The organism is Burkholderia stabilis (assembly GCF_001742165.1).
GTDB lineage: Bacteria > Pseudomonadota > Gammaproteobacteria > Burkholderiales > Burkholderiaceae > Burkholderia > Burkholderia stabilis.
The window spans coordinates 2,678,654-2,702,165 of the sequence record NZ_CP016443.1; the positions used below are offsets into that span (position 1 = coordinate 2,678,654).

Genomic DNA, 23,512 nt, shown 5'->3' on the forward strand with positions numbered 1-23,512 from the left:
CGGCACCTCCTCGCGATTCGCGTCGCACACATAAAAGACATCGAACCTGGCTCATGCGCAGGCGCTTCGGCGCGCGCAGGCGAACCAGCGTCCACGGAGACGGAAATGAAAGCAAACGAGTGGGATACCTCCTACGAGTGGAAGGCAGTGACACTGCTGGCGCTCGGCTTCGGGCTGGTCGGCCTCGATCGCTGGCTGATCGCGCCGCTGTTCCCTTCGATCATGAAGGACCTCAACCTGACCGCGCAGGACGTCGGCAACTGCATCGGCGTGATCGGCCTGTCGTGGGGCATCTTCGCGGCGCTGATGGGCGGCATCTCGGACAAGATCGGCCGCAGGAAGGTGCTCATCCCGGCAATCATCGCGTTCTCGTTGCTGTCGGGCTTTTCGGGGCTCGCGGGCGGCCTGCTCGGGCTGATGGCGATTCGCGGGCTGATGGGCGTCGCGGAAGGCTCGTTCTGCCCGACGAGCTTCGCCGCGACCGCCGACGCGTCGCATCCGCGGCGTCGCGGGCTGAACCTCGGCCTGCAGCAAAGCGGCTTCGCGCTGTTCGGGCTGGCGCTGTCGCCGATCATCGCCACGCAGTTGCTGGGTTTCGTGTCGTGGCGCTGGGTGTTTGCGCTCGTCGCGATTCCCGGGCTGATCCTCGGCGCGATCATGTTCTTCGTCATCCGCGAGCCGAAGCTCGAGAAGGCGGTGGCGTCGGAACACGCGCCGGCTTCGCTCGGCCATGTGCTCAAGAGCCGCAACATCATCGTCGCGATGGCCGCACTGTGCTGCGCGATGACCGGCGTATTCGTGCTCGGCGCGCTGCTGCCGCTGTACCTGACGGATTACCTGTCGCTCGGCACGCAGAAGATGGGCCTCGTCGTGTCGGCGATCGGCTTCGGCGGCTTTCTCGGGCAGTTCGGGTTGCCCGGCCTCTCCGATCTGGTCGGCCGCCGCCTCGCGAGCATCGTCGGGTTCGCGGGCACGGCCGTGATGCTCTATATCTTCCGCGGCCTCGGCCCGCAGCCGCTCGTGCTGTTCGCCGTGCTGTTCGTCGCGTCGTTCTTCACGCTCGGGCTGGTGTCGCTGCTGTCCGGCCCGGTGGCGACCGAAGCCGCGCCCATCGGGCTCGTGTCGACGTCGATCGGCGTGGTGGTCGGCGTCGGCGAGATCTTCGGCGGCGGCATCGCGCCGGCAATGGGCGGCTACGTCGCCGCACACTTTGGCATCCAGAACATTCTGTGGCTGCCGATGTGCGCGGTGTTGCTCGGCATCGTGGTCAGCATGCTGCTGAAGGAAACCGCGCCTGCCGTGCTGCAGCGCCGCGTGGCCGCGCAGCCGGAGCTGGCCGCGGGAGAGCAGCCGCGATGATCCCCGCGCGGGTGCGGCGCGGCGGCGCGAACCGGTCACGGCGCGTGCCGCGATTGACATCGATTCGGCGACACAGTGACGCTTTTCGCATGACGCAACCCGTTACCCGGTGCGGGTAGACTGCCGGTTTCGCTGTCGAAAAAGGGCGCGGTATGGACCGGTTTCTGAGCATCGAGGCATTCGTGAGGGTCGCGGAGGCGAGCAGCTTCGCCGAGGCGGCGCGGCAGCTTGGTGTGACCAGTTCCGTGGTGACGAACCGCATCCAGCAACTGGAGAAGTTCGTCAACGCGCCGCTTTTCCACCGCAGCACGCGCCATGTGCGCCTGTCCGAAGTGGGCGAGGCGTTCTATCGCGAATGCGCCGAGGTGGTGGGGCGCGTCAACGAGCTGACGGACCAGATGCGCGAGCTTCGCGCGACGCCGACCGGGCGGCTGCGCATCCAGATGCTGCCCGGTTTCGCGCTCGATCACTTCGGCGCGCCGCTGGCCGAATTCAACCGGCGCTACCCGGGCATCCAGCTCGACGTCATCGTCAATGACCGTGTCGTGGACCCTGTCGAAGAAGGGTTCGACATCGCGTTCCAGATCTTCCCGCCGATTTCCGAGTCGCTGATCGAGCGGCGGCTGTTCACGGTCCGCCGGCTCTTTTGCGCATCGCCTGCTTACCTCGAAGCGCATGCTGCGCCACAACATCCACGCGAATTGCTGCAGCACACGACGGCGCTGTATTCCGGCTATCCGTCGCGCAACCGCTGGACGATGACGCGCGACGACGAGGTCGTCGAAATGGAGTTGCCGGGCATGATCCGCTCGAACTCCGTTCACCTGCTGCGCGAGTACGCGCTGACCGGCGGCGGCGTCGTTTGCCTGCCGACGCTGGTCGCGAGCGACGCGCTCGTCGCGGGCCGGCTGGTGCCGATCCTGACCGACTACCAGCTCGCGCCGCTGAGCTTTGCCGCCGTTTATCCCGCAACGCAGCGACAGGCGCTGAAGGTGAAGGCGCTGGTGGAATTCCTCGTGGAATACATCGGCGACGAATCCCCGTGGGACCTGCCTTTGCTCGCGCGCGGCTGGGTGCGTTGAACCGGCCGACGAGCCGGCCGATTATTCGCGAAACGCAAATGCCGTAGTCGCCGTCCGGCGCCTTGTTGCGGGTGTTCGTTGCCCCTAGAGTTGAATCCAACAAGCGGTTCAACTCAGGAGACAGCAATGACCGACACGGCATATCACACAGTCTTTGGTTCGCTCGACAACTACCAGAAGGGCGAGATCGAAATCACCAGCGGCAGCGCGCAGCACTACGCGTTCTCGAACGTCTTCGAGGTCGCATCGAAATCGGCGCCCTACGAAAAGGTCGTCGCCGGCAAGAATCTCGAGTACGTGATCGAAGTGTTGAGGACCGAGGGCCAGTCGCCCTGGTTCGCGTGCGCGCATGACGAGTTCGCGATCCAGATGGACGGCGAAGTCCGGATCGAATTCATCAAGCTGAACAACCCGCCGACGTCGGGACACGGCACCGTGAGCGCCGGCACGCAGCCGGCCGGCCGCAAGATGGGTCACGTCGTCCTGCGCAAGGGACACCAGGCGCTGCTCCCGGCCGGCTGCGCGTACCGCTTCACCGCAAGCAAGCCGGGCGTCGCGCTCGTGCAGACCATGATCGGCGAGCTGTCCGTCGAGAAGTGGGCCGACATCTGCCTGCACTGATCCCCCCGACCGCCCCCATTCGAATATCCAGGAGACACGTTATGGCCACCCTCGACACCCTCGATTCATCCGCCGGCTTTGCCGCCGATCTGGTGCAAGCCACGGAAGCCGATGCCGTCACCGGCTACCGCCGCTTCCAGCTCGGCGCATTCGCGTTCCAGCGCGACGAATACTTCGTGAAGATCAGCTGGCCGGCGAAAGGCCAGACGCGCACGCACGCCGTGCCGGCGGACGCGTTCCTGCGCGCGATGATGCGCGACGTGGCGTGGGGCTTCTTCTACGGCTGGGTGAATTTCGATCACGTGTTCGGCACGCGCAATCACTACGGCAAGGTGGACATGTACGCGGGCACCTTCAACGGCATCCTGAAAGACGCCGGCGTCGACTACACCGAGACCTTCGAAACGCCCACCATCATGGCGACCTTCAAGGCGATGCTGCACGACTGGACCAACGAAGGCTTCGATCCGTTCGCGGCGCCCGAGGAAACCGGCACCGCATTCGGGCGCAAGCATGGCGAAAACGGTTCGGCGATCGAGCGCACGCGCATCGCGACGCGCCGCATGCCGGGCCTCGAAGGCGACTCGCCGCTGCGCGACGAACTGCCGGTCAACCGCGCGTTTCTCGACGTCGTGCAGGACGAGCCGGAAGTGCACGCCGAGCCGGGTTTCGAGGGCGAGCTTCACGCGTTCAACCTGTTCAAGTACTTGTCCCGCTCGGACGTGACGTGGAATCCGTCGGTCACGTCGGTGTGCGGGCGCAGCCTGTTCTGCCCGACCACCGAGGAATTCATCCTGCCGGTTTTCCACGGCAACGACCGCGTCGAATGGTTCCTGCAACTGTCCGACGAAATCGTGTGGGACATCGGCGACAAGAACACCGGCGCGCCGCGCGCACGCGTCACGATGCGCGCGGGCGACATCTGCGCGATGCCGGCCGACATCCGGCATCAGGGTTACTCCACGAAGCGCTCGATGCTGCTGGTCTGGGAAAACGCGACGCCCAACCTGCCGCAGCGATACGAGAGCGGCGAACTGGCGCCGTACCCGATCGCGTTCTGAGCAGCGCTTTTGCTTCCGCACTACACCGAGGACGATTCATGCAAACCCAACTCTTCATCGACGGGCGCTTCGTTGACGCCGTCGACCGCGGCACCATCGACGTGCTGAACCCGCACGACGGCTCCGTGATCACGAAGATCGCGGCCGCCACCGCAGCGGACGTCGACCTGGCCGTTGAAGCCGCGACCCGCGCGTTCCCCAAATGGTCGGCGCTGCCGGCCGCCGAGCGCGGCCGGCTGCTGCTGCGCCTGGCCGACGCGATCGAGGCCAACGCGGACGAGCTGGCGCAGCTCGAATCGCTCGACACCGGCCACCCGATTCGCGATTCGCGCTCGCTCGACGTGCCGCGCACGGCGGCGTGCTTCCGCTACTTCGGCGGGATGGCCGACAAGCTCCAGGGCTCGGTGATTCCCGTCGAAACCGGCTTCCTGAACTACGTGCAACGCGCGCCGATCGGCGTCGTCGGCCAGATCGTGCCGTGGAATTTTCCGCTGATGTTCACGAGCTGGAAGATGGGCCCCGCGCTGGCCGCCGGCAACACGGTGGTACTCAAGCCGTCGGAGATCACGCCGCTGTCGACGCTGCGCATCGTCGAGCTGATGGCCGAAGTCGGGTTTCCGGCGGGCGTCGTCAACATCGTCCCCGGCTACGGACATACGGCGGGCCAGCGGCTCGCCGAACACCCGGGCGTCGGCAAGATCGCGTTCACGGGATCGACGGCGACCGGCCGCCGGATCGTCGAAGCGTCGCAGGGCAACCTGAAGCGCGTGCAACTGGAGCTGGGCGGCAAGGGTGCCAACATCGTGTTCGACGATGCGAACCTCGACGCGGCCATCAACGGCGCCGCCTGGGCGATCTTTCACAACCAGGGGCAGGCGTGCATCGCGGGCTCGCGTCTCGTGCTGCACGAGCGCATCGCGGACGCGTTCCTCGAGCGGTTCGTCGCGCTCGCGTCGTCGATACGGATCGGCAACCCGCTCGACGCCGATACCGAGATGGGCCCGCTGACGTCGAAGCAACACCTCGATCGTGTGCTGTCGTTCGTCGACGTCGCGCGCGAGCAGGGCGGCCGTGTTCTCACGGGCGGCAGCGCGCCGCAGGATCCGGCGCTCGCCAATGGCTACTACGTGCGCCCGACGATCATCGAAGCGAAGAGCGCGAACGATCGCGTGGCGCAGGAGGAAGTGTTCGGCCCGTTCGTCACGGTGCTGCGCTTCGGCAGCGACGACGAGGCGCTGGCCATCGCCAACGCAACGGAATACGGGCTCGGCAGCGGCCTGTGGACGAACGACCTGTCGCGCGCGCACAGGATGGCGTCGCAGATCAACGCCGGCATGTGCTGGATCAACTGCTACAAGCGCGTCAATCCGGGCAGCCCGTTCGGCGGCGTGGGCAAGTCGGGCTACGGCCGCGAGATGGGCTTCGAAGCGATGCACGACTACACGGAAGCGCGGTCGGTGTGGGTCAACGTCGACGGCAACGTGCCGCCGCACTTCAAGCGCTGAGGCCGTCATGGAGCGCTTCGTCTATCAGGGCACGCCTTCGCGCGTGGTGTTCGAATGGGATGCGCTCGCCAGGCTGCCCGACGAGTTGTCGACGCTCGGCGCGCACCGCGCGCTCATCCTGTGCACGCCTGAGCAGCGGCCGCTCGCCGAGCGCGTGGCGGTGGTGCTGGGCGAGCGTGCCGCCGGCGTGTGCGCGCAGGCGGTCATGCACGTGCCGGTCGAAGTCGCGCGCGCCGCGCGCGAGATGGCTGGCGAGCTGGGCGCGGACTGTTGCATCGCGATCGGCGGCGGGTCGACGATCGGCCTGGGCAAGGCGATCGCGCTCGAATCGTCGCTGCCGATCCTCGCCGTGCCGACGACGTATGCCGGCTCGGAGATGACGCCGATCTACGGGCTCACGGAAGGCCGCCTGAAGCGCACCGGGCGCGATGCGCGCGTGCTGCCGCGTACCGTGCTGTACGACCCGTCGTTGACGTTGTCGCTGCCGCCGGGCATTTCGGCGGCATCCGGCGTCAATGCGATGGCGCACGCGGTCGAGGCGCTTTATGCGGAAGACGCGAACCCGGTGATCAGCCTGATGGCGGAAGAATCGATTCGCGCGCTCGGCGAAGCATTGCCGGTCGTGGTGCGCGATCCGGAAGACCGCGCGATGCGCAGCCGCGCGTTGTATGGCGCATGGCTCGCGGGGACCTGCCTCGGCGCGGTCGGCATGGCGCTGCATCACAAGCTGTGTCACACGCTCGGGGGCACCTTCAACCTGCCGCACGCGCAGACGCACGCGGCGATGTTGCCGCATACCGCGCATTACAACCACGCGGCGGCGCCCGACGCGTTGCGTCGTGTCGCGCGGGCGCTGGGCGGGAACGACGCGGCCGAAGCCGGCCCGCTGTTGTTCAAGCTGAACGCGCAACTCGGCATCGCGCCGGCGCTCGCCGATATCGGCATGCTGGAGGATGGCCTCGACGAAGCGGCCGACATTGCTTGCCGGAACCCGTATGCGAATCCGCGGCCGATCGAACGCGCGGCGATTCGCACGTTGCTCCAGCACGCGTGGGAAGGGCGCGCGCCGCATTGAGCGGACGAAAGCGCAAAGGGAGACAAACGTGACGAATGACCGGATCGGCCTGAACGGCGCGTACCGTGATGCGCAGTGCGACTTCGTCCTCGATTGGAGCTGATCGCCATGGCTCGATTTTTTGCGGTGTTTGCGACCGATCAGCCGGGTATGCGTGAAGTGCGCGACCGCGTGCGTCCGCTGCATCGGACTTACCTGCGCACAGCCGCACAGCACGGCGTGTACGTTCGGCTCGGCGGCCCGACGCTGGACCCGCAGGATGACGCGATGAACGGAACCCTGCTCGTCGTGGAGGCGGACGACATCGACGCCGTGATGCATTTCGTCGGCAACGACCCGTATGTGAAGGAAGGGTTGTTCTCGCGCGTGGAAGTGCGCCCCTGGGACTGGAGCCTGGGCAACCCCGAGCGGAGAGTGTGAGTCATGGACGCACGACAACTCTGCCGGTTTTCCGAGGTGCCTGACGGCGGCGCGCGGGTCGTCGACGAAGCGTGTATCGGGCGGCCCGTGATCGTCGTGCGGCGCGGCGAGCAGGTGTGGGCGTACGTGAACCGTTGCCCGCACTTTTCGGTGCCGCTCGATTTCGAGCCGGGCAGTGTGTCCTGCTATCGGTCGCAGGTGTTGATGTGTGCGCATCACAGCGCGCTGTTCCGGTTCGACGACGGTGTGTGTATCGATGGACCTTGCTCGGGCTCGGCGCTGGAAGCCGTGGCGGTCGAGGTGGATTCCACGGCGTGGATCGTCTGTCGGAGTGCCTGATTCGAGCGTTGCAGTCGCGAGCGGTTGAATCAAGGCGATTGCGATCGGGCGATCCGCATGATGCCGTTCATCGTCTTGAATCAGTAGACCAAATTATGTTTTCGGCGTTGCTTTGTTCGCCTGGATGAAAGCGATCCGGGAAAGTCACGCCGCAGTTCCAGGAAGCATTGAACGAACACCCGTCGCATCGCGGGTGGTGGATTCGTATTTTCTAAAAAAGACGGAGACAAAATGAAACTGAGGTTTGGAGCAGTTGCGATTCTTGCCGTGGCGCATGGTGCATGGGCGCAGAGCAGTGTGACGATGTTCGGGTTGATCGATTCGGGCGTCTCGTATGTCAGCAACGAGGGCGGAGGGAAGAACGTCAAATTCGACGACGGCATCTATGCGCCCAACCTCTTCGGCTTTCGCGGCACGGAAGATCTCGGCGGCGGATATCGCGCCACGTTCGCGCTCGTGAACCAGTTCTCGATGGCGAACGGCGCCATCGTCGGGTCCGGGATTTTCGGGCGCAATGCGTATGTGGGCCTCGAGAGCGACCGGTTCGGCAGCGTCACGCTCGGGAATCAGTACGACTTCATGGTGGATTCGCTGTTTTCCCGAGGAAACGCGATCGGGCGAGACATCTCGGGGCTGTACGGGTTCAGGAACGGCCCGTTCCAGCGTCTCGCGCTGCCGGACAATCCGACCGGTGCGTTCGATTGGGACCGCACTGCGGGCAGCAAGCCGATCGCGAATTCCGTGAAATACAGTTCGCCGACGGTGGCGGGTTTTTCCGGTGGCGTGATGTATGCGTTTGGCGGGGTGGCGGGCTCGGTCGGTGCGGACAATGCCGTCAGCGCCGGGGTGAACTATGAGGTGGGTGCGTTTGGTGTGGGCGCGGCTTATACGAACGAGAAGTACGGGCCGGCGCCTGGCGCGCCGTCGACGAGCGTGCGCAACTGGGGTGTCGGGATGCATTACGACTTCGGTGTCGTGAAGGCGACTGCGCTGGTGACGACCGTTCGAAATTCGTTCAACGGCGCGGGCGTGTGGATGGCCGAAGGCGGTGGCGTGTGGCGGGTCAGGCCGGATGTCGTGCTGGGCGCGAAATACATGTACATGAAGGGTAACGAGGCCTTGAACGACAACCATGCGCATCAGGTCAGCGTCGCGCTTCAGTACCTGTTGTCGAAGCGGACGATGGTTTATGTGTCAGCGGATTATCAGCGGGCGAACAACGGCGCGAATGCGCAGGTGAATGGCGTGCTGGATGCGAACGGGGCGTCGAGTTCGGCGAGTCAGGCGGTGGCGAGGGTGGGGGTGCATACGGTGTTTTGAGGGGGGCTGGGCGGGACGACGTTTGCCGTACTGCATCGGCGTGCGCGAAGTTGCGTTTCCAGATCGATCAGTCTCGCGGAAAACGAACGCACCAAAAGAAAACGGGCCGGCTGGCCCGTTTTCCATTTGTGACGCATTGGCGGTTGCCATGCGTGCTTACGCGGGGTTCATGGCGGCACCGCCGTGAGTGCCGAAGTAGTTCTTGACCACCCGTTTCGGCAAGGCCGTCCGGGTCAGTTCCGGCAGGTTGTGCAGGAGGGGTAAATCGCCGCCGCTCGCGCGCAGCGTGACACCGCCCTGAGCGAAACAGGCGACGACATCCTGCGTCGTGCCCCGTTCCATGATTTCGGTAATGCGGTTGACGTTCCCGCGCAGTTTGATGCCTTCTGCGATGCCAAGCTTGGACATGGTTGGTTGTCTCTCTTTCTAAAAAAGTTCGTCACGACATGTGACCTGAGCGACTTTAGACGGGGATTTGTGGTCGGGCCAGGTATGATAAATTGATATCATGGTTGATAAACTCAAAGAGCCCGTCGAGCCGTTGTTCGCTCGCATTCCGGCAAGTCTCAAGAGGCGTCTGGTTGCTTCTGCGAAAGCGCAGGGGACGGGCATCGGGCAGGAACTCACGCGTCTTCTCGAGGAACGCCTTGATTCGGGGTTGTCGGCCGCGCTGCGGCGCAAGGTTGACGACATCAGGCGGGATCAGAGTGTCCAGCGAGCGAGATGGTTGGAAAATCTTCAGGATTTCCTGGAGGTGCAGTTGCTCGCATGTGTCAAAGCGGCGCAAAGCGGCGATGTCGAGGCGCTCGTCAAGCTTGGCAATGACGTTCGAGTGGCTCGGCGGAATCGCCGACAGGGCCTCACGCGGAATCAGTCTCGAATCGAAGCGGGGCATCGCGAGGCGTTGCTGGACCAGGCAGCGGAGGACCAAGCAGCGAGAAACCGGCGAAATTTCGTGTTTGACGCCGGCAAGCTCATTGAGGACTTTCAACTGCCTCCCGAGGAGCGCACGCGGAGAAATCTGATTGAGCTGCTGGAAAAGATGCCGGCCGGGACGAAAAAGAAACTGGCTTTGGAGCTTGGGTGGAAGTCAATGTCCCGGGTGAGCCACATCCTTACCCCGAAAGGGCAGAAAGGGCATCGGCCGATTTCCAAGGGGCTTGCAAAGAAAATTGCGGATATTCTCGAAATCGATGTGGGTGTGCTGAGCGGGGTAGAACCCGATCGCAGCGTCGCGGAAATGATCCATCTCGCTGACAAGTTGGAGAATCTTTCCGACGACATCAAGAAAAGGGCCCCGTTCCAAGTAAAGCGACGTCGATGAATACGACTGGCGATCCATCTGCATGCTGTCCGCAGGAAATGAATGCGTCCCCGGCAAGGCATTTTCGGCGGCGAAATCGTAGCCAGGCTTTGCGCCAGGCAGGATTCCAGTTGACCGAGACCGCGCCATCGTCCGGGTGATGAGGTACTCGGATTCATGACCCGGCGAACGGGCTGCGCAATCAACGCGTGCAGCACTTTCAGAAGGTCGCGTCGCTTTCGCTGCTTTTGACAGTCCGGTTGAAAATAGCTGAGCGGCTTGCTCGAACGCGCTGTCTCAAGGCGCGCAAGGTCCAGAATACGCAGAGACCTGTTTGTGCGCAGTTCAATCAGCGCAATGTCATTCCCGATCCCGGGCCGCATCGGTGAATATCAAGCGGCAGATGCGTTGCCGATCATTCCACTCCACTCTATAGTGCTCGTCGTTGATCGATCTGCAAGCAAATCAGGAGTTCGCCGTGTTGCACCGGAAATCCAAATTGGGTCGCTCGAACTTCGCGTGCATCGTCGCCTTGACGGCGCTGCTGGCGACAGTCGCGCCGCACGCAGAAGCGGAGGCGCTCGACGGCACGACGCGCATCGCGTCGGCTGTCGATCACGACACGTCACCGGCGCGACCGATTGTCGGCGACGACCCGGTTGCCATCCGGGATGCGTTGAAGAAGCTGCACATCAGCCCTCTCTCACCTTCGTTGCGCGACCGGGTTCGTGGCGCGGTTTCCGGCGCGGCCGGCCGGCATGAACCGAATCCCGACCTGGCGGCCGTCGATCTGGATCGTGACGTGACGTTCGTGGTGCCGGTGCGGTACGGGGTGAGGTACCGGTCACATCGGCACCTGCTGACGCTGGATGTCGACCTGTTCGACGCGGAGCGCGACGACCGGACGAGCATCCTGCTCAGCAAGGTTACGACGGGCCCACGAGGGCGCGGGCTCGTGATTGCACCCGAAGCGAAGGCAAAAGGGTACATCCAGCAGGTCGACATCATCGAACTCGATTCCGGGCAAGGCAAAAAGACCACGGTTCGTAGCCGCATGCGGCTTTCGCCTGCCGAGTACGCCCGAACGAAAGGCGATTTCGCACTCGTTTTTTCCGGACGCCTGGTTCGGCCTTACCTGACCGAACAAACCGAACATGCCGATCCGAGTATCGACGAGCCGACGGACATTACGACGAGAACCTCCACGTTGCACATGGATCTCCATGGCATCTCGCTGGTGAGTCCGTCGAGCGGCGTCGTGGTGTCGAAGAAACTGGGTTTGTCGAAGTAGCGGGTTTCGGCGAGCGGTTTATGCAGGCGCGTGGTGAGCCTGTTGTTCAACCGCCTCGCCCATAAAAGCGCGGACAGGTTCGGTGCGACCGCTACAGCCGCTGCCGTTGAGTTGCCGGCAAGGGCCGGATCGGTGAAGCATCCGACTGAAAAGCTGCTTTCCTGCGGCGTCTTGCTCGACGCCTGCTTTTCGGTATAATGGACCAACGTTCGAGATGTCGAACGTGAGAAATCAAGCATCCAGAGTCGGGTTATCCGACGCCAACCTGCCCTCCCGGGCAAGGTGGACGCCTTTGAGGCGATGCGGCCGATTGACGGCAACGAAACGGGAGCAGCATGGCTGGCACCGGTTCGATCACCAATCATCCGGAGCAACCATGAGCCAAGTTTCCTCCGCTTCCCGCCCGACCGTCTGTGAAGACTGGTCGCAGTTCCTTCCCGGTTTCACGTTGACGCATACCGTTCATCTCGTATCGAGACGGAATCCGGGCATCGTCTCGACCGCGGCGGCCGTACTCGAAGGCGAAACGGCGACGGTCGATCGATGGGCCATTACCCGCTGTGGCGACGTTCTCGAGCAAAAGATCGTGCTCGGCGAAATGACGGAAGGGCAAGCGGTGCGGCTGCGCGAACGGCTTGCCGCGCTGGATGGGGTACTGCGCACGAAGGTGGAGCATCATTTCGTGCGGAGTGGATCAGTTGCGTCCGAGAAGGCGCGGGGGAGCGGTTGTTAGGCGATGGCAGCGCGACGTGCCGCCGCTGAGCTCGTGAATGTTTCTCACGGCCTCTGAATACCCGGCCATGATTACGTGTGTCCCCGGACGTGGAGACTTCACTCCACCGTCACCGACTTCGCGAGATTCCGCGGCTTGTCGATATCCGTCCCCCGCGCGAGCGCCGCGTGATACGCGAGCAACTGCATCGGCACCGTATGCAGGATCGGCGAAAGCGGCCCGTAGTATTCATTGAGCCGAATCACCTCGATCCCTTCACTCGGCACCAACCCGCAATCCACGTCCGCGAATACAAAAAGCCGTCCATTCCGCGCGCTGACCTCATGCATGTTCGACCTGAGCTTTTCGAGCAGCATGTCATTCGGCGCCACCGCAATCACCGGCATCTCGTTGCTGACCAACGCAAGCGGCCCGTGCTTAAGCTCCCCCGCCGGATAAGCCTCCGCGTGAATATAGGAAATCTCCTTCATCTTCAGCGCGCCTTCGAGCGCGATCGGGTAATGCATTCCTCGCCCGAGAAACAGCATGTTGTCGCGTCGCGCGAGCAGTTCCGACCACGCCATGATTTGCGGCTCCAGCGCGAGCACCTTCGACATCGCATCGGGAAGATGCCGCAGCGCCCGCAAGTGTTCCTTCTCCTCGTCGTCGCTCAATCGCCCGCGCACCTGCGCAAGCGATAGCGTGAGCAAGAACAACGCAACGAGCTGCGTTGTGAACGCCTTCGTCGAAGCCACCCCGATCTCGATCCCCGCACGCGTGACGAACTGCAGCGCGCACTCGCGCATCAACGCGCTCGTCGCGACGTTGCAGATCGCGAGCGTATGCATCATCCCGCTCTGCTTCGCGACATGCACGGCGCCGAGCACGTCGGCCGTCTCGCCGCTCTGCGACACCGCGACGACGAGCGTGCGCGGATTCGGCACGCTGTCGCGATAACGAAACTCGCTGGCAATTTCCACGCTCGCCGGCAGCTTCGCGATGCTCTCGATCCAGTACTTCGCGGTCAGCGCCGCGTGATAGCTGCCGCCGCACGCGAGCAGCAGCACCGAATCGACTTCGTTGAATACGCGCCACGCACCGTCGCCGAACAGCTCGGGCATGATCGACCCGACGTCGAGCAGCGTATCGGCCACCGCCTGCGGCTGCTCGAAGATCTCCTTCTGCATGTAGTAGCGGTACGACCCGAGATCGGCCGCGCCGCTATGCGCGGCGACCCGCTGCACCGCGCGCTCGACGCGCTGGCCGGCCGCATCGACGATCCAGTAGCGATGCAGCTGGATATCGGCGACGTCGCCGTTCTCCAGATACGCGATGCGATCGGTGATGCCGGACAGCGCAATCGCATCCGACGCGAGGAAATTCTCGCCTTCGCCAGCACCGATCACGAGCGGCATCCCGTCGCGCGCGCCGACGATCCGGTGCGGCTCGTCGCGGCACATCACTGCGATCGCGTAGCTGCCGCGCAGCCGCGCGACCGCGCGCCGGACCGCATCGAACAGGTCGCCGTCGTACAGGTGGTCGATCAGGTGCGCGATCGCCTCGCTGTCGGTCTGGCTCGCGAACACGTAGCCGTGGGCCTGCAATTCCGCGCGCAACGCGTCGCAGTTCTCGATGATCCCGTTGTGCGACAGCGCGATGCGCGCATTGGCGTCGCTCGGCGAGAAGTGCGGATGCGCGTTGAGCGTGACGGGCGCGCCATGTGTGGCCCAGCGCGTATGCGCGATGCCGGTGTAGCCCGACAGCGCATGCTCGGCGATCTCGCGCTGCAGGTTCGCGACGCGATCGACGCTGCGGGCGCGTGCCAGCGCACGGTCGCGGTAGACCACGACGCCGCACGAATCGTAGCCGCGGTATTCGAGCCGCTTCAGGCCGTCAACGAGGTTCGGCAGGATGTCCCGCTGGGCGACCGCCCCGACAATTCCACACATATCGCGCTCCGTAAATGTCCTGTCTGGACCAGTGAGAGCGATGGTAGAGGCGAGTGAATGGAATTAAATTTCAAAATACATTGAAAAATGAAACGAGCGGCGGATGCTCTATGATGTTGAAATTAAATTTCACATCCTGACCGGAAGGAGCCGCCGATGGCCGGCATCACCCTCGACGATCTCGACCTGCGCATCCTCGCGATCCTGCAGGACGACGCGTCGGTGTCGAACCTGCAACTGGCCGAGCGCGCGCTGTCGTCGCCGCCCACCTGCATGCGCCGCGTGCGGCGGCTGACCGAAGCGGGCGTGATCCGCCGGCAGGTCGCGATACTCGATCCGGTCGCGATCGGCACGGCCGTCACTGCGTTGATCGAGATCAGCCTCGACCGCCAGACGGCTGAAGACTACGACGCGTTCGAAGCGTACGTATGCGCGGAGCCGGCCGTCACGCAGTGCTATCGCGTGTCGCCGGGCCCTGATTTCGTGGTGGTGGCCGATCTGGCCGACGTCGCCGAATACGACGAATTCGCGCGGCGGCTGTTCACCGGTGCATCGAACGTCCGCAACGTGCGGACGTTCTTCTCGACGCATCGCGCGAAGTTCGAGGCGAACGCGCGCGTCACGCATGCGATGCGCAAGCGCGCGTGACGCGCGGCCGTCAGGCGGCGGCTTCGGCGTCGGCCAGTTGCAACGGCTTGCCGTACCCGAAGCAATGCGCCGGTTCGGGAAACACGCGTTGCCGCACGTCGTGCGCGTACTGGCGAATCGCTTCGCGCATCACCGCGTTCGCGTCGGCGTAACGCTTCACGAAGCGCGGCGTGTACGCATCGAAGGCGCCGATCATGTCCTCGGTCACGAGCACTTGCCCGTCGCAGGCGGGCGATGCGCCGATGCCGATCGTCGGGATCGACAGCGTTTCCGTCAGGTGCCGCGCGAGCGCTTCGGCTGTGCCCTCGATGACGACGCTGAACGCGCCGGCCCGCTCGGCCGCGCACGCGGCGTCGAACACCTGTGCGGCCGAGCGCGGGTCCATGCCCTGTGCACGGAAGCCGCCCGTCGCGTTGGCCTGCTGCGGCATGAGGCCGACATGCGCCATCACCGGAATGCCGCGATCGGTCAGGAAGCGGATCGTGTCGGCCATCTCGCTGCCGCCTTCGAGCTTCACGGCCTGCGCGCCCGTTTCGGCAAGCAGCCGCGCGGCGGAGCGATACGCCTGCGCAGGCGATTCCTGGTACGTCGAGAACGGCAGGTCGACGACGACGCACGCCTGCGCGGCGCCGCGTACGACGGCCGCGCCGTGTGCAATCATCATGTCGAGCGTGACGCGCAGCGTATCGGGCATGCCGTACAGCACCATGCCGACGGAATCGCCGACGATGATCACGTCGGCCACGTCGTCGACCAGCTTCGCCATCGGCGCGGAATAGGCGGTCAGCGACACGAGGCTGCCGATGCCTTTCGTCGCGCGGATCGCGGTGACGGTCTTGCGGGTGGTGCGGGTATGTGCGCTCATGAACGGAAGCCGTGTAAAAGAAGAGCCGTCACGGTAGCATCGCGTTCGTTGATGCAATGACCCTCGGAGGACGTCTTATGTTGCTGGCGGGACAATCGGGTGACCCTTGGGCGGTGCCGCCGATGGCGCGCCTGCCGAGGCCGCTGTTCGTGCGCGCGTTCGAGATTCCCGGCAACGCGTGCGTCGACGCGCACAGTCATCCGTGGGCGCAGCTGATGTATGCGACGAGCGGCGTGCTGGAGGTATCGACGCCGTCGGGCCGGCACCTGCTGCCGCCGCACTACGCGATGTGGATTCCGCCGCATATGCCGCACGCGGTGTCGACGCGCGATTGCGTCGCGTTCCACAGCCTGTATCTCGACGATGCGATCGCGCGCGACGATGCGAACGACGATTGCACGATCCTCTGCATGACGCCGCTGCTGCGCGAACTGGTGATCGCGACTGCCGAGTTGCCGGTGAACTACGACGAGACGGGGCCGGACGGCGCGCTCGTGTGCCTGATCGCCGACCGGATCGCGCGCATGCGGCCCGCGCCGCTGACGGTGCCGCTGCCGCGCGATCCGCGCCTGCTGAAAATCGCGCGTGCGTTGCATGCGTATCCGGGCGATCCGCGCAGTCTCGACGAATGGGGGCATCAGGTCGGCGCGACGCGGCGCACGTTGTCGCGGCTGTTCCGGCAGGACACGGGGCTGTCCTTCACCGAGTGGCGGCAGGCCGTGCGGCTGCTCGCGTCGCTGCCGCTGCTCGATGCGGGCGAGCCGATCGGTGCGGTGGCCGCGCAACTGGGCTACGACTCGACGTCGTCGTTCATCGCGCTGTTCCAGGCGAAATTCAACGTGACGCCCGGCGCGTATGCGAAGCGTGAAGCGCGCCGCCCGGCATTGACTGCATAGCGCGGCAACGCAGGCCGAACGGCCTTACTTAGAACGCAAGCGCCTGCTGTACCGGATGACGCGCATCGCGCGCGAACCCGGCGCCTTCGAGCGACAGCAGCGCGCGTTTCCGGTCGATGCCGCCCGCATAGCCGGTGAGGCTGCCCGATGCGCCGACTACGCGATGGCACGGCACCATGATCGATACCGGGTTGCGGCCGACCGCGCCGCCCACGGCGCGCGCGGCGCTCATCGGCAAGCCGACGCGTGCGGTGATGTCGCCGTACGACACGAGCTCGCCGAACGGAATCGCCAGCAGTTCCTTCCATACGCTCCGTTGAAACGCCGTGCCGCGCAGATGAATCGGCACGGAGAACGTTTCGCGCGTGCCGGTGAAATATTCCGCGACTTCTTCGGCGATCTTGCGTGCGAGCGGCGACGCGACGTGCGCGTCCGCCGCCGGCATGAGCGCGAGCGACGGAAAGTATTTCTGGCCGACGAAGTACAGGCCCGTCAGCGCATCGTCCTCGATACGCACGGCGATGTCGCCCAGCGGGCTCGGAATCAGGTGAGCGGGAGTCATTGCAATACTTCTCCATGAAGGCGCCATACGTGCAGTGCGGCATACGCGCGCCACGGCGCCCAGCGCGCCGCGTGCGGCGTGGATGATGGCATGTGCGCTCGGTCGGCGCGCGCGGGAAGCAGCGCGTCGTCGGCCGGGAACGCGTTCGGCCAGGCCATCGCGCGCATCGCGACGTACTGCACCGCGCGTTCGTCGAAGCCGCGCATCGCGCGCAGCACGGCGAGCGTCGCGTCGAGCGGCGCCATCGGTTCGAGCGCGAGCGCGCCGTCGGCGACCGCGCGTGCGAGCGACACGATCGCCTGCGCCGCTTCGTGCGTGAACCCGATCGCTTCCAGTGCCGCCGGCGGCACGGCAGCCAGCGTCGCGGCGGAAGGCAGCGCGTGCGTCAGTCCCGGCGGCGCGCTTTCCAGCGACGTACCGAAACGTTCGGCGACGCGCGCGAGCATCGCACCCGCCTGCACGGCTTCGAGTCGTTCGCCCGCGATCGCGCGGATCGCCATCTCGAGGCCGTCGAACGCGCCGGGCACGCGCAGGCCGGGCGAGCCGTCCGCGAGTTCGCCGAGATGCGCGTCGATCACGTCGGGGCGGCTGTCGAGATCGAACAGCCGCCGCACGCGCGCGAGCACGGCTGGTACGACCGGCGTCAGCGCGGGCGACACGGTGACGGCCAGCGCGAACCGCTGCGGCACGTGCGCGACCGACAACCAGCCCGTCACGCGGCCGGCGCCGTGATTGTTTCTGCCCGGCAATTCGACGACGCGTGCGTAGCCCTGCGCGTCGATCCGCTCGACGCCGTCGATCTGCCGCTGCGCGAGAAAGCGCATCAGGTCGGCCCACGCGAACGGCGGCCGGTACGGCAGCGGAAACGTCATGTCGCCGTTGGCGGATGCGCCGGCGCCTTTGCGCAGCCGCAGCGGATTGAGGCCGTAGCGTTGCCGGAACAGATCGTTGAAGCGCCGCACGCTGCCGAACCCGGCCGTCGATGCGACGACGGCCACCGGCAACGCGGTGTCGGTCAGCAGCCGCTTGGCCATCAGCAGGCGGTGCGTCTGCGCGAATTCGACCGGCGACACGCCGAACTGCGCGGCGAAGATCCGGCGCAGATGGCGCTCGGTCACGCCGACCCGCTGCGCGAGCGCGTCGACTGAATGCTCGTTCAGGAAATCGTTCTCGATCAGCGCGGCGGCCGCGTCCGCGAGATTGCCGGACAGGTCGAGCAGCCCGTGGCCGGGCGCAAGCTCGGGGCGGCAACGCATGCACGGCCGAAAGCCCGCTTTCTCGGCGGCCGCGGCGGTCGGGTAATAGCTGCAGTTGCCCGCTTTCGGCGGCTTCACCGGGCATACGGGGCGGCAATACACGCCGGTCGTCGCGACACCGACGAAGAACCAGCCGTCGAAGCGGCGGTTCCGCGAAAGCAGGGCGTCGTAGCAGGTGTCGGGATCGAGGCGCATGAAACGACTGTAAACCATCCCCGCGATCGATTCTGGCTGGAATCGGACATGTGTATCGGTGGCCGCGCGCCCGCCCGCACGTTGGAAAATCCGGGAAAAACGGTTAATGCCAGGCTGCGAAACAGTCGTCTCTTTTGCCGCGATGAATTTGAGATGACTCATCGAAATCCCGGACTGACAGGGCGCCGTCAGCCGCCTTATCCTTTGAAAAACGTTTTCCAAATTAGTTGGCGATCGGCCGGGATGCGACAACGCGCCTGCTGCCCGCCCCGGCGCCGGTCGCCGGTCAACGAACATCGTGCGGCGCGACGGGCGCGGCCGCGCATCGGAGACATTCATGCAATCTGCCGTCGTCGGCGCCGTGCGCGCTGCCGCCAGCCGCTACCGCTGGACCGTCTGTGCGCTGCTGTTTTTCGCGACCGTCATCAACTACATGGACCGGCAGATCCTCGGCCTGCTCGCGCCGATGCTCCAGCACGACATCGGCTGGAGCCAGGTGCAGTACGGCCGCATCGTGATGGCGTTTTCCGCGTTCTACGCGCTCGGGCTGCTCGGCTTCGGGCGCATCGTCGACTGGCTCGGCACGCGCGTGTCGTATGCGTTGGCGATGCTGGTGTGGAGCATCGCCGCGATGCTGCACGCGGCGGTCGGCTCGGTGACGGGCTTCGCGTTCGTGCGCGCGCTGCTCGGGATCGGCGAGGGCGGCAACTTCCCGGCCGCGATCAAGACGACGGCCGAGTGGTTCCCGCGCCGCGAGCGCGCGCTCGCCACCGGCATCTTCAACTCGGGCGCGAACATCGGCGCGGTGTTCGCGCCGGCGATCATCCCGGCGATCGCGGTGGCCTACGGCTGGCGCGCGGCGTTCGTGATCATCGGCGCGATCGGCATCGTGTGGCTCGCGGTGTGGCTCGTGCTCTATCGGCAGGCCGATACGTGCGCGCTCGCCGCGGAATACGACGAGCCGCGCGACGAGGCCGAAGCGCTCGACGCGGCGAATGCGAACGCCGGCGCGCCGCGCTGGGGCGAACTGATCCGCAAGCGCGAGACGTGGGCGTTCCTGATCGGCAAGTTCCTGACCGACCCGGTGTGGTGGTTCTATCTGTTCTGGCTGCCGAAGTGGCTCAACGAGTCGCGCGGGATGGACATGCAGCACATCGGCCTGCCGCTCGTCTGCATCTATGCGCTGACGACGGTCGGCAGCATCGGCGGCGGCTGGCTGTCGTCGCAGTTGCTGCGCGCGGGCTGGAGCGTGAACGGCGCGCGCAAGACGGCGATGCTGATCTGCGCATGCTGCGTGTTGCCGATCGCGTTCGTGTCGCAGGTGCAGAGCCTGTGGATCGCGGTGCTGATCGTCGGGCTGGCCGCTGCCGCGCACCAGGGCTGGTCGGCGAACCTGTTCACGACGGCCTCCGACCTGTTCCCGCGCCGCGCGGTCGCGTCGGTGGTCGGTATCGGCGGGATGGCCGGTTCGATCGGCGGCGTGCTGTTCTCGGAAGTGATCGGCCAGGTGCTGCAACGCACGGGCCACTACTGGGTGCTGTTCGCGATCGGCGCGTCGGCGTACCTGATCGCGCTGGCCGTGATGCATGTGCTCACGCCGAAGATGAAGCCGGCGAAACTCGACGCGTAATTGCAGGCCTTGCAGGCCGGCAAACGAACGCGCCGCCCAGGGCGGCGCGTTTTCTTTTGATGCGGGAGAAAGCGGTGCGGCGCGCGCGTATCAGCCGGCCACAGTCGTGGCCGCTGCCGTCGATGCGCGCATGATGAGCCGCGGCTCGAACGTCGAATAGCTCGCGTCGGTGCGGCCCGCGAGCGCGTCGATCAGCTTCTGCATCGCGAGCTCGCCCATGTTCTCGCTCTGGATGTCGACGGTGGTCAGCGCGGGCGCCGCGTATTCGCCGTACGGCACGTTGTCGATGCCCGCGACGGACACGTCCTGCGGCAACCGGAAACCGAGCGACGCGGCTTCCTTCATGAAGCCGAGCGCGATCAGGTCGTTGTAGCAGATCACGGCCTGCGGGCGCTGCGGCCCGAGCATCACGCGCGAGCAGGCGCGCTCGCCGGCTTCGGCGGTCGGCGCATGCGCGTCGTGCACGTCGAGCGTGAGCCCGGCTTCGGCGAGGCAGTCGCGCGCGCCCTGAATCCGTTCGTCGTTCACGCGCGCGGTGCCGAAGCCGAGGTACGCGATGCGCGTGTGGCCGAGATTGAGCAGGTGGCGCGCGAGCATGTAGGTCGACAGCCGGTTGTCGATGCCGACGCTCGGAATCGGCAGGCCGGAGCTGCGGCGCAACAGCACGAGCGGCTTGTTGAGATCGAGCATCCAGCCGGCTTCCTCGTCGGGCATCCGCGTGCTGACGATCAGCCCGTCGACGCGCTGCGCGAGCGCCTCGATCAGCGAGCGTTCGCGCGCCTGGCTCTCTTCGGTATCGACGAGCAGCAGCGTGTAGTCGTGCTGGAGCGCGATGCGGTTCGCGCCCTTGACCACGTTCGTGAAGTGCGGGTTGCTGATGTCGAGGATCACGAGGCCGATGGTGCGCGTGCGCCCGGTGATCATCGAACGCGCGAGCGGGTTCGAACGGTAGCCGAGCCGGTCGATCGCCTCCTTGAGCCGTGCCTCGACCGTCGGCGAGAAACGCTGCGTGCCGTTCACGTATTTCGATACCGTCGCGACCGACACGCCGGCTTGCGCGGCCACGTCGCGGATCGTCGGGGAAACTTTTTTCATCCGAAGGGTAACGTTTTCGTTCGATATCGCCGGATTGTGGCAGAAAAAGCCGGCGTGCGGCCACGCGCCGATATCGGGAAAGTGCGGATGGCTGCGAACGGGTTCGACCATTGACGTTCGGCTTCGGTCCCGCGTATAGTTGGAAAACGTTTTCCGATTCGGGCTAAATTCCGGACCGGATTCCAGTCAGATTCAGGGATTCAAAGAGAGGGAGATCCGATGAACGCTTCATCCACCGACGCGCGCAAACCGTTCGGGCGCCTGCTGCTGACGGGCGCGGCCGGCAACCTCGGCCGCCAGTTGCGCGGCGCGCTCGCGAACTGGGCCGACGTCGTGCGCGTCAGCGACATCGCGGCGCTGGGCGACGCGGCCGCACATGAAGAAACCCGCGTCGTCGACCTGGCCGACCGGCCGGCCGTGATGCAGCTCGTCGACGGCGTGGACGCGATCGTCCACCTCGGCGGCATTTCGGTCGACGCGCCGTTCGACGATCTGGTCGGGGCGAACATCACCGGCACGTACAACCTGTACGAAGCCGCGCGCAAGCACGGCGTGAAGCGCGTCGTGTTCGCGAGCTCGAACCATGCGATCGGCTTCCATCCGGTCACGGAAGTGCTCGACGCCGATTCGCCGCTGCGCCCCGACAGCCTGTACGGCGTGACGAAGTGCTTCGGCGAATCGCTGTCGCGCTACTACTTCGACCGCTTCGGAATCGAAACCGTGTGCCTGCGGATCGGCTCGTCGTTCGAGGTGCCGAAGAACCCGCGCATGCTCGTGACGTTCCTCAGCTATCGCGACTTCATCGAGCTCGTGCGCTGTTCGCTGCTGACGAACCGCGTCGGGCACGCGATCGTCTACGGCGCGTCGGACAACCCGGTGAAGTGGTGGGACAACGCGAAGGCCGGCTTCCTCGGCTTCCGTCCGCGCGACAGCTCCGAGCAGTTCGCGGGGCTGTTCCCGGTCGCGGCGCCGACCGCCGAGTACGACGATCCCGCGCAGCGGTATCAGGGCGGCGGCTTCGTCGTTGGCGAGCCGATGGAGCGGAAGGCGTCGTAAGCGCCGCAAGCGTCGAGGTTCACCGCAGGATGTCGGTCGCCTTGTGCCGTTCGTCCACGCCGTCGATCAGGATCAGCGGGCCGCTCGCATGCCGCGCGCGCAACGGCTGGATCTGCCGGTACGCATCCGATTCGTACCACGCGCGCGCCGTGCCGAGATCGGGAAACGCGATCGCGATCAGGTCGCCGCGCCACGCGCCTTCGCGTACTTCCGGCCGCGCGCCGTGGATCACGAAACGGCCGTCGTACGGTGCGAGCGTGCCGTCGATGCGTTCGAGGTATTCGACGATGTCGTCGCACATGTCGACGTCGTGCAGGTGGGCGATGGCGTAGGCGGTCATGACGGGGCTCCTTGGCGTGACGCAGGTCGATGGAGCCATGATCGCGGCGCGGGCGGTGCGCGTCGATTACCTGCGACGTAAGCAAATCGCGTGACGCCGCGCCGTGCCGGCCGGCGGGCGGGCATCGCAGGCGGGTGTCAGGCCCGCCGCAATCTCAATGGGTGCGGCACACGGGATCGGTCTCGCGCCGCTCGCCCGATTCGCACCAGTCGCTCGGCCGCCATGCGTCGAACGCGACGATCCTTGCCGCATCGGCCCGCGTGACGCGAACGGGGTCGGCCTTCAGCGCATCGCCGTTCGGATCGTCGTTGCGCCGCCAGTTCCGGAACACTTCCCGATGGAACACCCACGTGCGACGCGCAACGTCGTAGCGAAAGGTCACGCGGTCGCGCCAATGGCTCGGTCCCGCGAATACGCCCTGTTCGACCGTGAATGCGCGCGGCTCGACCGTGAGCGCGTTCTCGGCGACGCCATCGAGATACGGGTCGCCCATCCCGCCAGCGTCGGCTTTCATGATGACGGTGTCGTTTCTGGCTGCCAGCCGGTAGTGTCCGTCCTTGCCCTGCAGGAAGATCAGCAGCGGACGCAGCGACGGGTTGGCCATCGAGTCGCCGGGCCGGTGCGCGACGACCACGTAACCGGTGCGGGCGCCGTCGGTCAGGCGGCCGGACGCGGCATCGAGCGCTTCGTAGCCGGCGGGAAGCTGCGCGACGATGTCGTCCGGAAGATCGGGCGTGTCCGGGCAGCGGATCGACGAAGGCGTGTCGCCGCACGGTGCGGCGAAAGCGCCGCCGATGCCGAACGTCAGCAGCGCGGCGACGAGAAATCCTCGAATGCGGGGGATCGTCATGCGGATCGGGTCATGAAGTCGCGAAAAGGAAAGGGAGCCGCCGCGGCGCGGGCCGGTTGAGCGGCGGGTGACGCAGTGCGAT

24 protein-coding genes and 1 riboswitch are annotated in these 23,512 nt (G+C 65.7%); of the genes, 16 read left to right on the forward strand and 8 right to left on the reverse strand.

Going from position 1 to position 23,512, the window contains the following annotated elements:
* Positions 1 to 105: 105 nt before the first annotated feature.
* The 9 genes from BBJ41_RS29820 to BBJ41_RS29860 all read left to right on the forward strand — a co-directional run bounded on the left by BBJ41_RS29820 (position 106) and on the right by BBJ41_RS29860 (position 8,782).
* Complete coding sequence (locus BBJ41_RS29820) at positions 106 to 1,359, forward strand: MFS transporter (protein ID WP_069749768.1); 1,254 nt, start codon at positions 106 to 108, stop codon at positions 1,357 to 1,359.
* 152 nt (positions 1,360 to 1,511) lie between these two features.
* Positions 1,512 to 2,441 (forward strand): LysR family transcriptional regulator, encoded by a 930-nt coding sequence (locus BBJ41_RS29825; RefSeq protein ID WP_069749769.1) that lies wholly within the window; start codon positions 1,512 to 1,514, stop codon positions 2,439 to 2,441.
* Positions 2,442 to 2,567: 126 nt separating this feature from the next.
* Entirely contained in the window at positions 2,568 to 3,062 is a 495-nt protein-coding gene (locus tag BBJ41_RS29830; RefSeq protein WP_069749770.1) for a cupin domain-containing protein, read from the forward strand.
* Between the two features lie 41 nt (positions 3,063 to 3,103).
* A complete protein-coding gene (locus BBJ41_RS29835; protein WP_069749771.1) occupies positions 3,104 to 4,123 on the forward strand; it encodes a hydroxyquinol 1,2-dioxygenase in 1,020 nt (339 codons plus the stop codon).
* A gap of 38 nt (positions 4,124 to 4,161) precedes the next feature.
* Positions 4,162 to 5,628 carry an aldehyde dehydrogenase family protein gene (locus BBJ41_RS29840; RefSeq protein ID WP_069749772.1) on the forward strand — a complete coding sequence of 489 codons (1,467 nt, stop codon included), beginning with the start codon at positions 4,162 to 4,164 and terminating at the stop codon, positions 5,626 to 5,628.
* 7 nt (positions 5,629 to 5,635) lie between these two features.
* A complete protein-coding gene (locus BBJ41_RS29845; RefSeq protein WP_069749773.1) occupies positions 5,636 to 6,703 on the forward strand; it encodes a maleylacetate reductase in 1,068 nt (355 codons plus the stop codon).
* 108 nt (positions 6,704 to 6,811) lie between these two features.
* Positions 6,812 to 7,123 carry a YciI family protein gene (locus BBJ41_RS29850; protein ID WP_069750434.1) on the forward strand — a complete coding sequence of 104 codons (312 nt, stop codon included), beginning with the start codon at positions 6,812 to 6,814 and terminating at the stop codon, positions 7,121 to 7,123.
* Between the two features lie 3 nt (positions 7,124 to 7,126).
* Complete coding sequence (locus tag BBJ41_RS29855) at positions 7,127 to 7,462, forward strand: Rieske (2Fe-2S) protein (RefSeq protein WP_069749774.1); 336 nt, start codon at positions 7,127 to 7,129, stop codon at positions 7,460 to 7,462.
* A 231-nt stretch (positions 7,463 to 7,693) separates the two neighbouring features.
* On the forward strand, positions 7,694 to 8,782 hold the full coding sequence (locus BBJ41_RS29860; RefSeq protein ID WP_069749775.1) for a porin: 1,089 nt from the start codon (positions 7,694 to 7,696) through the stop codon (positions 8,780 to 8,782).
* Positions 8,783 to 8,938: 156 nt separating this feature from the next.
* On the opposite strand, the gene BBJ41_RS29865 is transcribed toward BBJ41_RS29860, so the two are convergent.
* Positions 8,939 to 9,190: a hypothetical protein gene (locus tag BBJ41_RS29865; protein WP_069749776.1), complete on the reverse strand. Its 252-nt coding sequence runs from the start codon at positions 9,188 to 9,190 to the stop codon at positions 8,939 to 8,941.
* 100 nt (positions 9,191 to 9,290) lie between these two features.
* Here BBJ41_RS29865 and BBJ41_RS41715 point away from each other — a divergent pair, with 100 nt between their 5' ends.
* The 3 genes from BBJ41_RS41715 (at position 9,291) to BBJ41_RS40755 (ending at position 12,109) form a co-directional block, all read left to right on the forward strand.
* A complete protein-coding gene (locus BBJ41_RS41715) occupies positions 9,291 to 10,106 on the forward strand; it encodes a hypothetical protein (protein ID WP_236872088.1) in 816 nt (271 codons plus the stop codon).
* A 457-nt stretch (positions 10,107 to 10,563) separates the two neighbouring features.
* Positions 10,564 to 11,376, forward strand: a complete 813-nt coding sequence (locus BBJ41_RS29875; RefSeq protein WP_069750436.1) for a hypothetical protein — start codon at positions 10,564 to 10,566, stop codon at positions 11,374 to 11,376.
* A gap of 230 nt (positions 11,377 to 11,606) precedes the next feature.
* Positions 11,607 to 11,710: riboswitch (SAM-I-IV-variant riboswitch) on the forward strand.
* 42 nt (positions 11,711 to 11,752) lie between these two features.
* Entirely contained in the window at positions 11,753 to 12,109 is a 357-nt protein-coding gene (locus BBJ41_RS40755; RefSeq protein WP_156814899.1) for a hypothetical protein, read from the forward strand.
* Positions 12,110 to 12,207: 98 nt separating this feature from the next.
* Here the strand turns inward: BBJ41_RS40755 and glmS are convergent, their stop codons facing one another.
* Entirely contained in the window at positions 12,208 to 14,037 is a 1,830-nt protein-coding gene (gene glmS, locus BBJ41_RS29885) for a glutamine--fructose-6-phosphate transaminase (isomerizing) (protein ID WP_069749778.1), read from the reverse strand.
* 156 nt (positions 14,038 to 14,193) lie between these two features.
* On the opposite strand from glmS, the gene BBJ41_RS29890 reads away from it, so the two are divergent.
* On the forward strand, positions 14,194 to 14,685 hold the full coding sequence (locus BBJ41_RS29890; protein ID WP_069749779.1) for an Lrp/AsnC family transcriptional regulator: 492 nt from the start codon (positions 14,194 to 14,196) through the stop codon (positions 14,683 to 14,685).
* Positions 14,686 to 14,695: 10 nt separating this feature from the next.
* On the opposite strand, the gene panB is transcribed toward BBJ41_RS29890, so the two are convergent.
* Positions 14,696 to 15,550, reverse strand: a complete 855-nt coding sequence (gene panB, locus BBJ41_RS29895; RefSeq protein ID WP_069749780.1) for a 3-methyl-2-oxobutanoate hydroxymethyltransferase — start codon at positions 15,548 to 15,550, stop codon at positions 14,696 to 14,698.
* Between the two features lie 77 nt (positions 15,551 to 15,627).
* On the opposite strand from panB, the gene BBJ41_RS29900 reads away from it, so the two are divergent.
* A complete protein-coding gene (locus BBJ41_RS29900; protein WP_069749781.1) occupies positions 15,628 to 16,446 on the forward strand; it encodes an AraC family transcriptional regulator in 819 nt (272 codons plus the stop codon).
* A 28-nt stretch (positions 16,447 to 16,474) separates the two neighbouring features.
* Here BBJ41_RS29900 and BBJ41_RS29905 read toward each other — a convergent pair whose 3' ends face one another.
* Both BBJ41_RS29905 and BBJ41_RS29910 read right to left on the reverse strand, forming a co-directional pair.
* Entirely contained in the window at positions 16,475 to 17,008 is a 534-nt protein-coding gene (locus BBJ41_RS29905) for a methylated-DNA--[protein]-cysteine S-methyltransferase (protein ID WP_069749782.1), read from the reverse strand.
* Positions 17,005 to 18,477 (reverse strand): DNA-3-methyladenine glycosylase 2 family protein, encoded by a 1,473-nt coding sequence (locus BBJ41_RS29910; RefSeq protein ID WP_069749783.1) that lies wholly within the window; start codon positions 18,475 to 18,477, stop codon positions 17,005 to 17,007. Before BBJ41_RS29910 ends, BBJ41_RS29905 begins: the two co-directional genes overlap by 4 nt.
* Before the next feature lie 319 nt (positions 18,478 to 18,796).
* Between BBJ41_RS29910 and BBJ41_RS29915 the strand changes: the two genes are divergently transcribed.
* A complete protein-coding gene (locus tag BBJ41_RS29915; RefSeq protein WP_069750437.1) occupies positions 18,797 to 20,089 on the forward strand; it encodes an MFS transporter in 1,293 nt (430 codons plus the stop codon).
* 90 nt (positions 20,090 to 20,179) lie between these two features.
* On the opposite strand, the gene BBJ41_RS29920 is transcribed toward BBJ41_RS29915, so the two are convergent.
* Positions 20,180 to 21,295 carry a LacI family DNA-binding transcriptional regulator gene (locus BBJ41_RS29920; protein ID WP_069749784.1) on the reverse strand — a complete coding sequence of 372 codons (1,116 nt, stop codon included), beginning with the start codon at positions 21,293 to 21,295 and terminating at the stop codon, positions 20,180 to 20,182.
* 108 nt (positions 21,296 to 21,403) lie between these two features.
* On the opposite strand from BBJ41_RS29920, the gene BBJ41_RS29925 reads away from it, so the two are divergent.
* A complete protein-coding gene (locus BBJ41_RS29925) occupies positions 21,404 to 22,240 on the forward strand; it encodes an NAD-dependent epimerase/dehydratase family protein (protein WP_069749785.1) in 837 nt (278 codons plus the stop codon).
* A 19-nt stretch (positions 22,241 to 22,259) separates the two neighbouring features.
* Here BBJ41_RS29925 and BBJ41_RS29930 read toward each other — a convergent pair whose 3' ends face one another.
* Positions 22,260 to 22,580: a DUF1330 domain-containing protein gene (locus BBJ41_RS29930; RefSeq protein WP_069749786.1), complete on the reverse strand. Its 321-nt coding sequence runs from the start codon at positions 22,578 to 22,580 to the stop codon at positions 22,260 to 22,262.
* A gap of 154 nt (positions 22,581 to 22,734) precedes the next feature.
* On the reverse strand, positions 22,735 to 23,430 hold the full coding sequence (locus tag BBJ41_RS29935; protein ID WP_069749787.1) for a hypothetical protein: 696 nt from the start codon (positions 23,428 to 23,430) through the stop codon (positions 22,735 to 22,737).
* Between the last annotated feature and the right edge of the window lie 82 nt (positions 23,431 to 23,512).

Coding starts and splice junctions, on each gene's coding strand:
- BBJ41_RS29835 (WP_069749771.1), top strand. CDS start 3,104: ATGGCCACCCTCGACACCCTCGATTCATCCGCCGGCTTTGCCGCCGAT.
- BBJ41_RS29840 (WP_069749772.1), top strand. CDS start 4,162: ATGCAAACCCAACTCTTCATCGACGGGCGCTTCGTTGACGCCGTCGAC.
- BBJ41_RS29915 (WP_069750437.1), top strand. CDS start 18,797: ATGCAATCTGCCGTCGTCGGCGCCGTGCGCGCTGCCGCCAGCCGCTAC.
- BBJ41_RS29910 (WP_069749783.1), bottom strand. CDS start 18,477: ATGGTTTACAGTCGTTTCATGCGCCTCGATCCCGACACCTGCTACGAC.
- BBJ41_RS29830 (WP_069749770.1), top strand. CDS start 2,568: ATGACCGACACGGCATATCACACAGTCTTTGGTTCGCTCGACAACTAC.
- BBJ41_RS29825 (WP_069749769.1), top strand. CDS start 1,512: ATGGACCGGTTTCTGAGCATCGAGGCATTCGTGAGGGTCGCGGAGGCG.
- BBJ41_RS29860 (WP_069749775.1), top strand. CDS start 7,694: ATGAAACTGAGGTTTGGAGCAGTTGCGATTCTTGCCGTGGCGCATGGT.
- BBJ41_RS29820 (WP_069749768.1), top strand. CDS start 106: ATGAAAGCAAACGAGTGGGATACCTCCTACGAGTGGAAGGCAGTGACA.
- BBJ41_RS29845 (WP_069749773.1), top strand. CDS start 5,636: ATGGAGCGCTTCGTCTATCAGGGCACGCCTTCGCGCGTGGTGTTCGAA.
- panB (WP_069749780.1), bottom strand. CDS start 15,550: ATGAGCGCACATACCCGCACCACCCGCAAGACCGTCACCGCGATCCGC.
- BBJ41_RS29935 (WP_069749787.1), bottom strand. CDS start 23,430: ATGACGATCCCCCGCATTCGAGGATTTCTCGTCGCCGCGCTGCTGACG.
- glmS (WP_069749778.1), bottom strand. CDS start 14,037: ATGTGTGGAATTGTCGGGGCGGTCGCCCAGCGGGACATCCTGCCGAAC.
- BBJ41_RS29920 (WP_069749784.1), bottom strand. CDS start 21,295: ATGGTCGAACCCGTTCGCAGCCATCCGCACTTTCCCGATATCGGCGCG.
- BBJ41_RS40755 (WP_156814899.1), top strand. CDS start 11,753: ATGAGCCAAGTTTCCTCCGCTTCCCGCCCGACCGTCTGTGAAGACTGG.
- BBJ41_RS41715 (WP_236872088.1), top strand. CDS start 9,291: ATGGTTGATAAACTCAAAGAGCCCGTCGAGCCGTTGTTCGCTCGCATT.
- BBJ41_RS29890 (WP_069749779.1), top strand. CDS start 14,194: ATGGCCGGCATCACCCTCGACGATCTCGACCTGCGCATCCTCGCGATC.
- BBJ41_RS29855 (WP_069749774.1), top strand. CDS start 7,127: ATGGACGCACGACAACTCTGCCGGTTTTCCGAGGTGCCTGACGGCGGC.
- BBJ41_RS29925 (WP_069749785.1), top strand. CDS start 21,404: ATGAACGCTTCATCCACCGACGCGCGCAAACCGTTCGGGCGCCTGCTG.
- BBJ41_RS29865 (WP_069749776.1), bottom strand. CDS start 9,190: ATGTCCAAGCTTGGCATCGCAGAAGGCATCAAACTGCGCGGGAACGTC.
- BBJ41_RS29850 (WP_069750434.1), top strand. CDS start 6,812: ATGGCTCGATTTTTTGCGGTGTTTGCGACCGATCAGCCGGGTATGCGT.
- BBJ41_RS29930 (WP_069749786.1), bottom strand. CDS start 22,580: ATGACCGCCTACGCCATCGCCCACCTGCACGACGTCGACATGTGCGAC.
- BBJ41_RS29900 (WP_069749781.1), top strand. CDS start 15,628: ATGTTGCTGGCGGGACAATCGGGTGACCCTTGGGCGGTGCCGCCGATG.
- BBJ41_RS29905 (WP_069749782.1), bottom strand. CDS start 17,008: ATGACTCCCGCTCACCTGATTCCGAGCCCGCTGGGCGACATCGCCGTG.